The following is a 15,077-nucleotide window of genomic DNA, read 5'->3' as shown; positions in this document are numbered from 1 at the left end:
AAATTTGTGGAATGAAAATTCTATGGGTTTACTTTTTTTTTGCTCTAAATTCTAGTCTCAAAGAGGTTATTCTAAATACCTTTAATTTCATATATTTGTGTACAAAATACACATAATGAGTAAGCAATCTATTAAACTCTCTGTTGATGCCGTTGTTTTTGGATATGAAGAGGGCAACATTTCCGTATTATTAATAAAAAGAAAATATGCTCCTTTTAAAGGTAATTGGGCAATTCCCGGTGGTTTTGTTTTAAACAATGAATCACTAGAAGACGCTGTTGAAAGGGAGTTATTTGAAGAAACAGGAATTAAAATTAACTATCTTGAGCAGTTATACACGTTTGGAATGCCGGATAGAGACCCAAGAGGTAGGGTTGTTTCCATAGCTTATTTTGCGTTAGTCAGACCTGATGCTTTTAAAATTGCCGCATCTACAGATGCGGAACAAGCACAATGGTTTAATATCAATGAACTTCCCGAATTATCTTTTGATCATAATGAAATTCTAAAAGCTGCTATAGAACGGTTGCAAGGTAAAATAACTTATGAACCTTTGGGTTTTGAGTTATTAGATACTAAATTTCCTTTTTCAGATTTAGAGAAATTATATTCCACATTATTAGGTAGAGCGGTAGACAGACGTAATTTTCGAAAAAAAATTATTGGTTTAAATGTACTTGATGAACTAGATGAAAAATCATCTAAAGGCTCTGGGCGACCAGCCAATTTATTTCAATTTAATCAAAAACGATACTTTCAGCTTAAAAAAGAAGGAATAATATTCGAGATATAAATAATTAAAAAAAAGAACTTTAGTTTATTTGTGTAAAAATAACACAAAGTTTATTAGGTTTAGAATCTGTTTCGTTTTACATTTGTGTTATAATTACGCAAATACTAATTTAAACTCATTATTATGCTAGGAATTAATTATATCAAGTTCGACTCAATGAATTATGTAATTCATTATCAAAACGGAAAAGTAAAACAAGAGGGCCGAGGCTTATCATTCTTTTATTTCTCTCCAAATTCTTCAATTGTATCTATACCTGTGCAGAGTAATGATTTTCAGTTTGTTTTTAAAGAAACCACAAAAGATTATCAAGAAGTTACTTTACAAGGACAAATAACATATAAAATACAAAGCCCAAAACAAATAGCAGAAACATTAGATTTTACTGTTAATAATAAAAAACAGTATTTAAAAAATGATTACGAGAAGATTCAACAAAGAATAATAAATGAAGCACAGACAGCAAGTGCTTCAATTATCCAAAGATTAAACTTAAAGGAAGCATTAAGACAATTAGAAGATATTGAAAAGGAAATATTTTCTAATATTCAAAAATCTAAGACAGTACAAATGTTAGGTTTAGAAGTCCTAAGTGTTAATATACTCGGTGTAACTCCAAACCCAGAAATGGCAAGAGCCTTAGAAGCACAAACTAGAGAATCTCTTCAAATTGAAGCTGATCAAGCCGTTTATGAGCGAAGAAATTTTGCTGTAGAACAGGAAAGAATAATTAAAGAAACAGAGTTAAATACAGAAATTGCTATTGAAGAAAAACAAAAGCAAATTGTAGAAAAGAAAATGGAAACAGATGTTGTAAAGCAAGAAAATGGGCAAAAGCTAAAAGAAATGGAAATGAGGTCAAATATTGCTTTAGAAGAACAAAAGAAAAGCCTTATTGATATACAAGTAACTAACGAAAAGAAAGAGGCAGACGTTAAAGAATACGTATTAAATGCCAATTTGAAACCTTATAAAGAGTTAGACTGGAAAACCCTTATGGCTATAGGAAACAATGGTAATGATGCTGGAAATAATATTGCTTTAGCATTTAGAGAACTAGCTGAAAATGCAGATAAAATAGGAAACTTAAATATTTCTCCTGAGTTGTTAGATTCAATTGTAAGAAGTAAAAAATAACACAATGAAATTTGAAAGAGTAATAATCATTACAGATAAAACTAGGCTTGAGCAGTTAATCGAAAGGTTTAACTCTAAAGCACAAGCTAAGTTTTATATTGAAAGTTCTGGTGGAGATTTTAATTTTTTCGAGTTAGAACATAATATTTTTTATGAATCACTAAAAAAAGTTAAACACTCAATTTCCGAAATACTTAAGTACAAAATTATTCATCGTTCGTTTTTACCAACTTATATTTTTACCGAGCAGGATTTAGTTTTAGTTATCGGGCAAGATGGTTTGGTTGCAAATACCGCTAAATACGTTAGTAGTCTACCAATTATCGGTATTAATCCTGATATTAAACGCTATGATGGAATTTTATTAAAACATTCACCAGACCATTTAAAGAGTATATTAAAAGATGTTATAAAAGGGAATTATAACACAAAACAAGTTACAATGGCTAAAGCTGTTTTGAATGATGGGCAGGAACTTTTAGCTTTTAATGATTTTTATATTGGAGCGGATTCTCATGTTTCTTCTAAATATAGTATAGAATTTAACGGTGATAAGGAACAACAATCCTCAAGTGGTATTATAGTTTCAACAGGAGCTGGTTCTACAGGTTGGTTAAGTTCTATTTTTAACATGACGAATATTATAAGCGAATATTACAGTCGTGATTTAGCAGACTGTGGAACAACACTAGATTGGAATGAGAACAAACTTATTTTTGCTGTAAGAGAACCTTTTTTAAGTAAAATGTCTCAAACTAACATTGGCTATGGAATTATAACAAAAAATAAGACTTTAAAAATTGAATCACATATGCCTTCAAAAGGTATTATTTTTAGTGATGGTGTGGAGTCCGATTTTTTAAACTTCAATTCCGGAAGTAGTGTAGAAATTAGTATTGCAAATGAAAAAGCTAACTTAATTATCTAATATCGTAATCATTATAAGCCTTATGTAATAAATACGAGGCTTTCTTAATTTATCACAATAAGCTATTCAGTGTAAAATAGCATCTTATCTTTTATAGAAATAAACATAAGCTTCCTGAACTTATATTTTAATAAGAAGATTCTAAATATTATCTTAGTCAAGTAATATAGACTACGTTTTATTTTAAATCTTAATAAGTCGAATGAAAGCAGAACACCAGGATCACGCAAAATCAATTTCAGAAACAGGTTTTAATCAAGAAGAAAAAGATAAAATTATAGAACGTCAACTGCGTTTTCAAGACTTATTAATTAATATTTCTACTACATATATCAATTCAGATTTATCGGATATTGATCAGCTTTTAAGAAAATCACTCAAGCAAATTTGCGAGTTTGTAGAATCGGATAGAAGTTACATATTCTCTTACGATTTTGTAAACAATACCACCTCCAACACCTATGAATGGTGCGCAGAAGGCATAGAGCCGGAAATAGAGCACTTACAAAATATACCTTTAGATCATATTACACAATGGCTAGAGGCTCATAAAAAAGGGGAAGCTTTCTTTGTTGAAGATGTAAGTTTATTGCCCGATGATGGCGAGTATGGTTTAAGAGCCATTTTAGAACCACAGGGGATCAAAAGTTTAATTACTATTCCGAAAATAAAAAACAACGAACTTATTGGCTTTATTGGTTTCGATTCGGTTAAAAAGATTAATAAATACAACGATAAGGAAAAGGAAATTCTATTTGTTTTTGCAAACATGTTGGTAAATGTTAAGCAGCGAAAAGAGTATGAAGACCAAATAAAAGAGCAAGAAAGAAAAAAAGAAGAGTTACTTAAAAGTTTATCGCAACAAAATGTGGAGTTAAATGAGTATGCTCACGTGGTATCTCACGATTTAAAGGCGCCATTAATAAACATACACACCTTGGTGGGGTGGTTTATGTACGACCATAAAGATAAAGTATCCAAAGAAGACATGAAACCACTAGAGCAAGCCCTGTTTAATGTGGAAAAAATGGACTTTTTAATTAAAGGAATTTTAGATTATTCTACAGTAGAACGTTTAGGCTCTGAAGATAAACATGTTGATTTCAATGAAATGATCGACGAGGTACTTCAAACCGTTTTAACACCAAGTGATACTACCATTACGGTTCAAGAAAATCTACCAACTTTGTTTGGAAACACATGGAGATATAAGCAAGTTTTCCAAAACTTAATTCAAAATGCTATTAAATATAGCGATAAAGACCACGGCATTATTGATGTTGGATTCTCGGAAAAACTAGAGCATTACGAGTTTTATGTAAAAGATAATGGTATGGGAATTAAAGCAGATTATTTCGATAAAATTTTCAAAGTCTTTACCAAACTAGAAAGTACAGGTGCATCATCTGGTATTGGCCTTTCTATTGTTAAAAAGATTATCACATATTACAATGGTTCTATTTGGCTAGAAAGTGAAGAGGGAATTGGTTCTACGTTTTTCTTTACTCTGCCTAAAAGTTAATCGTATTAGTTTATTATCAGTGTTTTAAATAGTTCCTTCAAGGTTATCAATAATCATATACCTTAAATTTATCTTTTTCAATAATTAAGATAAATCAATAACACGATGCCAATTTGTTTCAAATTCATGGCATTAATTACTTGCCCCAATTTCAAAAATCTTCTAGTAATTTAACTAGTTTCTTATAAATAGTCTTATATTCACCACTTTTAATCGTTAATATTCGTATTTAATCGATTAAAATAATAAAAATGAATATTAATTTTAACTAAATTATGAAACCCCAAGACATGAAGAAACACTTAATTTCAAACCTACTATTAGTCTCTGTAGTATTCGTCCTTTTTGGATGTACTAAAGATGAAACAGAAAAAGAAGAAGAAGCTCCAGACACTGAAATTGTTATTATTGTTGAAGATTTTGCAACTGCCATAGACGAAAACGAAGAAAACGAAACCAGTTTAGGTACCATAACAGCAAGTGCAAACGAAGGTGATATAACTTTCAGTATTAAATCTCAAACACCAGATGGCGCAGTAAGTATTAACCCTACTACTGGCGAACTTTTAATTGCAGATAACACGGCATTCGATTATGAAGCAAATACTGAAATTACTGGAGTTATAGAAGCTAAAGTAAATACAGAAACCGAAGATATTAACTTCACTATCACGATAAATGATGTTTTAGATTCTAGCTTAGTCATTACTTCCGATTCAGCTTTTACTATTGAAGAAAACGCTGCTTCTGGTACAGTTATCGCAGTAGTAACTGCAACAACAGATAGTAATGAGGCATTAGTCTTTAGTATGGAAAGTGTAACCGTAGATGGTGCTATCGAAATCGATTCTTCTACAGGAGAAATGAGAGTTGTTGATAGTAGTTTGTTAGATTTTGAAACCTTACCGGAAATAATAACCACTATTGTAGTAACCTTAGAAAATACAGATATTATCTTTGCTCAAGAAATAACAATTGGTTTAATCGATGTTATAGAAGCTTTAACAGCGAGTACGTTTGCAGGTTCTACTGAAGGGTACGTAGATGGAGATATCTCTATAGCAACTTTTAACAGACCAACAGGAATGGCTACCGATGCTGCTGGAAATATTTATGTTACCGAATATGGAAACCACACCGTTAGAAAAATTACACCAGCTGGTCAAGTTTCAACTTTAGTAGGTGGTTTTAATGGTTTTGCAGATGGCACAGGAACCGATGCTAAATTATTCCGTCCAACAGATATTATTATGGGTGTAGATGGTTTTCTATACGTTGCAGATAGCTGGAATAATAGAATACGTAAAGTAAGTTTAGCCGGAGTAGTTACTACTTTTGCTGGTGGCTCTTCTGGCTTTGTAGATGGTATGGGTAACGCTGCTAAATTCAACAAGCCATCTGGTTTAACTACAGATGCTGACGGTAACATTTATGTAGCCGATCTAGAAAACCAAAGTATCAGAAAAATTACAACAGCAGGTGTAGTGAGTACGCTAGCAGGAGGAACCGAAGGTTATAACAATGGTACAGGTAGCAGCGCTCAATTTAAAGATCCAAGAGCCATTGTATTAAGTAATAATAACGAATTAATGGTTACCGATCAATTTGGTCGTACTGTTAGAAAAGTAACTTTAGCTGGTGTTGTAACTGTTTTTGCTGGTAATGGTGTTTCTGGTTCTAGCGATGGTGTTGGAACAAGTAGCAGTTTTGGTGTGCCAAACGGAATTACTATCGATAATGATGGTAATTTATTAGTTTCGGATAGATCGGAACATAACATTAGAAAAATAACTCCAAATGCAGAAGTAACAACTATTGCGGGTACACGTTCATCAGGTAGTAATGATGGTGTTGCTTCTCAAGCAACATTTTACAATCCTGCAGGTATGTTAGTAACCGCAGATGGTACTATTTATATTGCAGATTATGATAATCACAGAATTAGAGTTCTAAAATAATACAGAACCTTAATTTATTTCATATTAAAAAACCTATTAAAGCTCATGTTTTAATAGGTTTTTTCTTTTTAATATATCTTGTGCCAAACAACCACTTTTTAGCAGTTAAATCTATTCTATTTAAAGTTTAATCGAAATAAGACTGCAATTCCTTTTTCAAGTTTTGCCACTGGTCTTTATCTCCAGTAATTACTTGTCCGACTTCTTTTAACTTAGATGTTCCAAAACCAATAGCTTCTTTAACACCTATATGTGGTGGTAAAGACAGCGCACCACTACTAACTACAGCATCAATAATAAATGGTTTTTTACTATGTTTTGCTTGTATTATAGCCGCATCAATATCTTTGGCATGTTCTACGCGCACACCATCACCACCACAAAGTTTGGCATATTCAGCAAAATTCATATTCGTTTCATGCAAAGCATCTAAACTGGCAGCAAGACCAACTTGTTCCATTTCTAGCTTTACAAAACTAAGTTCGGAGTTATTAAAAATCAATACTTTTATAGGGAGTTCATATCGAACAGCCGTAATAAAATCTTGCATCGCCATATTAAAAGCGCCATCACCACTTAAACACCAAATCTCTTTATCCGGATTTGCCATTTGTGCTCCAATAGCCGAAGGCAAACCAACTGCCATAGAACCATGATTAAAAGAACCAATTAAACGTCTCTGTTTATTAAACGAAATATGATGCGCTGCCCAAATAGCCGAAGTTCCAGTTTCTACGGTAAAAATAGCATCGCTAGAAGCATGTTCATTTACTAAATCGGCAAATATTTGTGGGTGCAAAGGTTCATTTTCACGAGTAGGCGAGGCCTGTTCCTTCATATTATGTCTCCAATTATTAAAACTCTCTTTTAGTTTATCCATAAATTGAGAATCTTCCTTTTGATTTATCTTCGGATTAAGCAGCTCTAAAAATGATGAAATATCACTCCAAACACCCAAAGTAACGGCTGTTCTATTTCCTATATTTTCTTGTCTAATATCAACCTGAATGGTTTTCGTATCATGCGGAAGAAAATCGATATACGGAAAATCCGTTCCCAACATCAATAGTAAATCACACTTCATCACGGCATTATAACCCGATGGATTTCCAATTAAACCTGTAAGTCCCACCACATTTTCAGTATCATAATCAAATACATCACTAGCACGCAAACTGTGGGTAATGGGAGCGTTTAGCCGCTTAGATAAAGCAATTACTGCCTCTCGACTTTCACGGCAACCATCACCAGCCAATATACCAACTGTTTTGGCATTATTTATTAAATGTGCCGCTTCTAAAATGACAGCTTCATCGGGAACTAAATTCGATTTATATTTTAGTATTGGGTGTATAAATTGATCGTTTTCAGCTTTCATTTCAGCAACGTTAGCCGCCAATTCAATTCTACAAACCGAATTGTTAGCCATAGCAATTTTAATAGCACGTTGTATTACCATAGGCGCTTGCTCGGGCGTTTCAATAATAGCCTGATAATCGCAAACATCATCAAAAACCTTTTTTAAATCTACCTCTTGAAAAAAGCTCGTTCCTTGTTGTTTTTGGTTTATTTGTCCGGTAATAGCAATAACGGGTGTGCGTTCTTTTTTAGCATTATAAAGTCCGTTAATTAAGTGCAACGCACCAGGACCAACAGTTCCTGCACAAACCGCTAAATTATTTGAGGTTTGGCTATGACCAAAGGCAGCGAAAGATGCATTACCTTCATGTTTCATTCCTATCCAATCTACGCCATCGCGCTGCTCTATTGCTTTTACAAAAAAGTTAAGGGCATCGCCAGTAACTCCGTATACTTTCTTTACGCCAACACTCAATAAAATATCAAGTAATTGTTCTGATACATTTTTAGACATAATTTAATATTTTTAAGTTTATATTTTATTTACCAATACCACTTTGGCATTCGTAAACCAGATTGTTATACAATTCCAAATTGGGATTATTTCCCTATTATTTTTACGGTTACAATACCAAACACAATATGGCCAATAAGCATAGCAATTAATCGCATAGGTATGCTGCCATCCATAGGTGGCATTTCGAAAACCATCCCCATTAATTTCATACCAATTTGGGCAACCACCACAGCAGCAATACCAAATACAACACCTTTTATCCAAGTGTTTTGTATATTAACACTCGGTGCAAAAACATAGCTATAACCAAAAGCTAAGAGTATACCCATTGCAAAGTGTAAAATCCAGCCTTCTACCACAGAAACAATTAATGCGCTCGATAGTATTTTCCAAGGTGCCATTTCGGGCATTCCTATATTTGGTGCCATAAGCATAATAATAGTCATGGCTGCCGTTGCTATAATACCTGCGAATACTGATTTTGAAATAGTTTTATTCATTGTAATTCTAATTTTAAAAATTTATGATTCTTTCTTCAATGTGATTTTAATAATGAATGCTGCGTTTTGAGTGAAGCTAAAGACGAAACCAAACAGGCTCTTTTATTAAAGCATTGATTATAAGGTGCAAAGTAACCGAAGTTCGAGATACAGATTGCCTCGTACAATTTCATTATTACCTCATTTAAAAAGGATAATCCATGTTCGTTTTTTTATAAGATGTATGTATATAAAGTAAAATAACAGCATTAAAGCTATAGTTCTAACGGAAAAACATGGTAGAAAACCATGATAGATCTATATAAATTAATAGTTTATATATATTGAGTCAAGTAGCTTAAAATCAATTTTTTAAAATGTTTTAAGTATTAAAAAATCACTATCTTAAACAAGAGGACGAAAATCAGCAAAACCCTGACCGAAATCTGGCCATAAAAAAAACCTTGCTCTAATTAAAGAACAAGGTTTTTTTTTATAATGTTTTAAAAGAGCAGACTACTATTTATCTGCACGTTTTTTAAACTTATAAGTAATACCAAAGTTAATTCCGAAAGAAGAATATGGCACCTTTTGTGATAGTTTTTTAGAATCATCGGTATTGGTATTCGATAAATTATCGACATAGGTTGTTTTTCTTACCGTGCCATCTGGCAAGTTATCTAGCGAGTAAAAACTCTCTACAGCAACCGTTCCATCAGGCAGTACAATATTGGTATTAAACTCAGCAAGTTCTGAGTCTTTACGCTTTAAACTAATACCGTAATATTCGGCCTCTACAAACAAACTGAAATTAGAATCTAAATCGAATTTATATCCCAAAGCACCAACAAAACCTAACGGAAAATGCCCGTGGAAATCCTCAGTGTAATTCGTTTCAGAATACGATCCCTCTGGCACACCAAATGCATCTGCTTCAGCTTCCGAAAACACCGCTTTTCTATACACCACAGCTTCCGTTTTTCCGCCTAATTTTAATAAGGCTCCAAAACGACCGTAAATGTTATTGGTGAATTTATACACCACAGACGTTGATGCTCCAAAAGCACGCGCTCTAGCCACCGCATTTACATCTGTATTTGGCGTATTAACCTCCGATACCGTTTGGTCTGTACCTTGTAAATACCCAAAACTTAAATCGGCACCAAAAGACTCATTAAAAAAGTAAGTTCCTCTTATCTGAACATTGGCTCCCTCGCCATAACTCCCGTAAGAGTTTCCTGTTTCCGAAACGTTTACCGTTTCTCCTAATTTCATCCCTGCACTCGCAAAGGCGTAACCTGTACTCACCGAAACCTGAACTTGGGCATAAGCCAAACCGCTCATTACAATAGCTGTAAGTGCTATGATTGAATGTTTCATAATGTATAATTTAGATTAAAAATTCACAAAAAAATGATTGAAGATTATGACTTAAACATTAATCTAAAAAGCACTTATTTATATAAATACTTAGAAGTTATAAAATGATGTCATAATTTACAATCGCTGACAAATATACTTTTTTTATAAGATTAGTTAGGTGTATTAAATATAAAGATTATTGAGCCAAATAGATAATTCATTCTGTTAATTTTATTAACTATTCTTCTCTGAATTAGTATAGCTTAGTAATGAGTAATTTAGAATATCTTTATACTATTATACCGATATATAACTTTAAAACTAAGATAACCGATTAACAAAGTATTCTGGAGTATACTTTAGTTAGGGAATTAAAGTTTATTCTACATAAATAATGGCGTGTTTTTTATGTGGTTGAGTAGGAGGGAAGGCTTAAATAGAATATTACTAATTTTGGCGTATAAAAAAAGTGATACTTCCATTAATAGAAATATCACTTTTTTTATTTAAGAAGAGAACCAATCTTCAAACTATAAACCCAATATTAATTTGAAGCTATAATTTCATCAATTTTCAATCTAAAATCAAGATTTTTTGCGTCTTGAGAATTAATAAATGTTTCAGAATCTGAACCTTTAGAATATACATTAAAGAATAAGCTGTTACCGTACCAATTCTCTAAATCTTCATTGTTAGGTTTGTTTTTTATAAAAATATTTCCGTTACTGTTATTGAAATACATTTCACTAAACTTTAGCTTATTCAAGTTTTCAGTAGATAACTCAATTTCATTATCTAATATTACAGCTGGATTAAATCCAGAAATAACACTTTTACTCATATTTAAAGATGCATCTTTAGATACATAGATACCTTCTTTTACTAAGCCTATTTCAATAGCTGAAGCTAAATCGTTACTTAAATTAATTATCGATATGTTCTTAGCAGTAACCAATGTGGATTTTTTTGAATAATCTACTTCTTCTTTTCTGTTATAAGATGAAATAGACATAGATCTAGATTCTTCTGAACCTGAAACATAAGGAGAGCGTATAGCTAATGAGTTTGTTATGTTACATTGAGTACCATAATTAAAATCAAAATCATTACCATTACTTCTATAAGAAACCATTTTATCTAAATTAACGACTCCTCCAATAACATTAAAAGAATTTCCTTTACAGTAAGTCACCATAACGTTTTCCAAGACAGTTTCGCTTCCTACACCAGCCAAAGTAATACCGCTAAAATAACCATTATCTTTAGTTCTTTTTCCTGCGTACTCTATTCTTACATATTTCAAAACACCTGAATTACTTCTAGCATTTTCTCCTCCATAAAGAGCATTTTGATTGGATACTTGTTGAAAACCATATTTTACATTAGATACACCACCCACTTGATTAATAGGAGCATCACCAAGAATAAATAATCCACCCCAATCACCACTTTTCTTAATATCTTTACTTGACGTAAAAACAATAGGATCTGTTTCTAGACCTTCAGCAATTAAAGTTGATCCTTTACTAATAATTAGAGAACCATTAGATTTAGAATCTCCCATTATAATAGTACCTGGTTCTATAGTAAGTGTTGCGTTTCCTGTTACAAAAACATTTCCTACTAATAAATAGATTTCTCTTTTAGTTAACTTAGTATCTTCAGTAATGTTACCAGTTAAAATTTGACTAGGTTGACCATAATCATTTGTTTTAGGTTTGAAATCTGTCCAATAACTAAGCCAGTTATCATTACCGATTATTCCTTTTTCTTGCTGCGCATAGATACAGCCTACGAATAACATAGTTATAAGTATTAATGTTTTTTGGGTTAAGTTTTTCATAGTTTTTATTTATTCATTACAACATAATCAAGATTAATACCAAATTCAGAATTAATCTAGAAAACAACTTTATCATGATTTGAGGGCCTAATGATAAAATTTTTAAGCGTAATAATTAGAGAGATATTTAAAGTTGTTCTATTTATAAGACACCTTTAAATTTAATAAGTCACAATTTTTATTTTATATTTATTATTAACTGGCACAAAAATATTTTAAATTATTGAGAAGTGCTTTTAAAATTAGTTGAACGGTTGTAAAAAAAAGTTTAATAGATAAACGGTCATTAAAAAAAGCATAATAAATGTGTTTTATTAAAAGTTATACTTTAATAAATTTTAAAAAAAAAGGGGGTTATAGTGTTTTTTTCTTGAAATAAAATAACACTAACCTATTTGTTAATAGCTATCTAATAAGTTAATAAGTGAAGGATTACTTTAATAAGCAGATAATAATATTAGAACAATTATGCTCTGTTAGATAGCAATCAAATTACTTTCTTAATTATTTAATATTTACATTTTACTCACCTTCTATTATGGGTATAATATCAAAACTTTGATAAATCATTTTTTCAATATAGCGATGTTACGAATTCTAGATTAACCCCAACGAATTCTAAAACCCACTTAGATTAGCATGGCTTCTCTTTTAGATTTGATGTATAAATAACAACAATCTAAAAAATAAAACCATGAAATACTTAGTTACACTCTTACTTTTTTGTTCCATCTCTTTAGGTTTCGCACAAAATAACGATAGTCCATATTTATCAGTTTCAACTAAAAATGCTGTAATTCCTTTAAAATCATCTAAAACAGAAGTCGAAATTTCGGGAACTATTGCGCACGTTAAGCTTATACAAGTGTATCAAAACAAAGGGGAATCGCCCATAGAGGCTAAATATGTTTTTCCGTTGTCTACTCAAGCCGCAGTTCATAAAATGCAGATGACGATTGGTAATCGTACTATAAATGCCAAAATATTCGAAAAGCAAGAAGCTCAAAAAGTATATGAAACGGCTGTAAAACAAGGGAAGCGAGCAGCTAAACTAGACCAACACAGACCTAATGTTTTTCAAATGAATGTGGGGAATATAATGCCCAGTGATGAAATTACTATTGCTATCTATTACACCGAATTATTAGTTCCTATTAATGGCACCTATCAATTTGTAGCTCCAGCAGTAGTTGGTCCAAGGTTTACAGGAGAAAATAAACAATCAGAAGATACCTTTAACACACCATATACATCAAAAGGATTGGCAAGTACTTTTGATTATGATATTAAAGTATCACTAAATGCTGGCATGATTATTCAAAATATAAATAGCAGCAGCCACCAAGTAAATATTAATTATCCAGATCCAAAAGTAGCAGAAGTATTTTTATCAAAAAGTAATAAAAACCCAGGAAATAGAGATTTTATATTAAACTATAATCTTCGTGGCAACAGTATACAATCTGGTTTATTGTTATATGAACATGGCGATGAGAATTTCTTCGCCTTACAAATGGAACCAACAAACAAAATTAATTTTAAAGATATTCCATCTAGAGAATACCTCTTTATTGTTGATGTTTCGGGGTCAATGAATGGTTATCCTTTAGAAGTTTCAAAAGAACTCATGCGTAATTTACTTTGCGATCTTAGAGCTACAGATACGTTTAACGTTCAGCTGTTTGCTTCTAGCTCTACTGTTTTCAGTACAAATTCAGTTGAAGTCAATGAAAAAAATATAGAAGCTGCTATTCTTTTTCTTTCTGAAGGACAAGGCGGAGGCGGTACAGAATTACTCAACGCTTTAAAATTAGCATACAAATTACCGAGAAAAGACTCAAGTAGTGCGCGTTCTATGGTTGTAATAACAGATGGCTATGTAAGTGTAGAAAAAGAAGCTTTCGAGCTTATTAAAAACAATTTAGACCAAGCCAATGTGTTCACTTTTGGTATAGGCTCTAGTGTAAATCGATATTTAATAGAAGGTATGGCAAAAGTATCGAATAGCGAATCTTTTATAGCAACCTCAAAAACAGAAGCTTTAGAAACAGCAAAAGCTTTTAAAAATTATATAGAAACGCCTTTATTAACACAAGTAAAGCTTAAAGCAAAAGGTTTTGAAATCTATGATATGGCTCCAAGTAGCATTCCAGATGTTTTTGCAGCTAGGCCAGTTCTTGTTTATGGAAAATACCATGGTAAAGCAGAAGGGAGTATTATAATTACCGGTTACCAGGGCAAGAAAAAATTTAAACAAGAATTCCAGGTGTCTCGAAGTAATTTAAGCTCTAAAAACAAAGCCTTACGTTATTTATGGGCAAGAAAACGAATAGAGGAACTAGACGATTACAATAAATTATTTTCTGATGATGTAAAGCAAGATGTTATAGACTTAGGAATAAAATACAACCTGGTAACCAATTACACTTCTTTTGTAGCTGTCGATGAAACCATTGTTAATGAAGACGGTACATTAAAAACGATAAAGCAACCACTTCCTATGCCTAAAAACGTAAGTAATTCAGCCGTTGGAGCAGAAGCAGAAGTCTCTAAAAAAACCATGTTTAAGAAGTCTTTTTCTATTACAATGAATGAAAACCTATTGAAAACTGATAAAAGAAAAATTAAGATGGAATTTAAAGCATTATACAGCGCTTTAGTAAGTAAATATTTAAAACAATATGAAAGCCTACGTATTAAGTTTAATGCTGAAGGTGAAATTGTAGAAATTGAAGTTCTAGAACATGGTAGCTGGGTTTATGCGTCATCTATTTTTAAAGAATTTACGGGTTTATCTGTAAAAACATTAAATGTGAATAGAAGTATAACTTTAACCTTAAAAAGATGATAAAAACCGTTTTAAAAATAGCAGTTGTATCATGTATCGCGTTAAATATTTATATGATTTTAGTGAGATGTCACTACATTGATTTTTATTTAAATACTGAATCAGTACAAACCCGAGATAGTGTGTATAATTTTAAACAACAAAACACAAAAGCGGATGGTAAACTTGATTTAGAATATCAATATGAGGAATTTGTAGAATGATAGTTTAACGATTGATCTTTTTTAATTGAAGTTGTTATTCTGAATAGAAAATAAAACAATTATCACCCTATAATTTCAAAAAATAGAACAACCTGTAAGGCTTAAAAACTTTGCAGGTTTTCTTTTTG

Annotated in this window: 10 protein-coding genes; 6 read left to right on the top strand and 4 right to left on the bottom strand. The window is 31.8% G+C overall.

The genetic code is table 11. The annotated features are described in order from the left end of the window. The first annotated feature begins 115 nt into the window (after positions 1-115). From DFQ06_RS03175 to DFQ06_RS03155, 5 genes are all read left to right on the top strand, one after another. Entirely contained in the window at positions 116-793 is a 678-nt protein-coding gene (locus DFQ06_RS03175; RefSeq protein WP_133965977.1) for an NUDIX hydrolase, read from the top strand. A 123-nt stretch (positions 794-916) separates the two neighbouring features. Next, the gene (locus DFQ06_RS03170) at positions 917-1,930 is read left to right on the top strand and encodes an SPFH domain-containing protein (protein WP_133965975.1); all 1,014 of its coding nucleotides are present in this window, start codon (positions 917-919) and stop codon (positions 1,928-1,930) included. 4 nt (positions 1,931-1,934) lie between these two features. After that, entirely contained in the window at positions 1,935-2,858 is a 924-nt protein-coding gene (locus DFQ06_RS03165) for an NAD(+)/NADH kinase (protein WP_133965973.1), read from the top strand. 202 nt (positions 2,859-3,060) lie between these two features. Then, the gene (locus DFQ06_RS03160; protein ID WP_133965971.1) at positions 3,061-4,380 is read left to right on the top strand and encodes a GAF domain-containing sensor histidine kinase; all 1,320 of its coding nucleotides are present in this window, start codon (positions 3,061-3,063) and stop codon (positions 4,378-4,380) included. A gap of 290 nt (positions 4,381-4,670) precedes the next feature. Then, positions 4,671-6,338: an NHL domain-containing protein gene (locus tag DFQ06_RS03155; protein ID WP_159140040.1), complete on the top strand. Its 1,668-nt coding sequence runs from the start codon at positions 4,671-4,673 to the stop codon at positions 6,336-6,338. 127 nt (positions 6,339-6,465) lie between these two features. Here DFQ06_RS03155 and DFQ06_RS03150 read toward each other — a convergent pair whose 3' ends face one another. The 4 genes from DFQ06_RS03150 to DFQ06_RS03135 form a co-directional block, all read right to left on the bottom strand. Continuing rightward, positions 6,466-8,211: a thiamine pyrophosphate-dependent enzyme gene (locus tag DFQ06_RS03150; RefSeq protein ID WP_133965968.1), complete on the bottom strand. Its 1,746-nt coding sequence runs from the start codon at positions 8,209-8,211 to the stop codon at positions 6,466-6,468. Between the two features lie 86 nt (positions 8,212-8,297). Continuing rightward, on the bottom strand, positions 8,298-8,714 hold the full coding sequence (locus DFQ06_RS03145; protein WP_133965966.1) for a DUF6789 family protein: 417 nt from the start codon (positions 8,712-8,714) through the stop codon (positions 8,298-8,300). Between the two features lie 498 nt (positions 8,715-9,212). Then, complete coding sequence (locus tag DFQ06_RS03140; RefSeq protein WP_042503630.1) at positions 9,213-10,073, bottom strand: outer membrane beta-barrel protein; 861 nt, start codon at positions 10,071-10,073, stop codon at positions 9,213-9,215. A 526-nt stretch (positions 10,074-10,599) separates the two neighbouring features. Beyond that, positions 10,600-11,898: a hypothetical protein gene (locus DFQ06_RS03135; RefSeq protein WP_042503631.1), complete on the bottom strand. Its 1,299-nt coding sequence runs from the start codon at positions 11,896-11,898 to the stop codon at positions 10,600-10,602. A gap of 694 nt (positions 11,899-12,592) precedes the next feature. Here DFQ06_RS03135 and DFQ06_RS03130 point away from each other — a divergent pair. Next, positions 12,593-14,746, top strand: coding sequence for a VIT and vWA domain-containing protein (locus tag DFQ06_RS03130; protein WP_133965964.1), 2,154 nt, complete (start codon positions 12,593-12,595; stop codon positions 14,744-14,746). Positions 14,747-15,077 lie beyond the last annotated feature (331 nt).

This window comes from Algibacter lectus (assembly GCF_004368925.1).
In the GTDB taxonomy this organism is placed as follows: Bacteria; Bacteroidota; Bacteroidia; order Flavobacteriales; family Flavobacteriaceae; genus Algibacter; species Algibacter lectus.
Note: the sequence above shows the minus strand (reverse complement) of the source record. Positions and strands in the feature narration are given on the sequence as shown.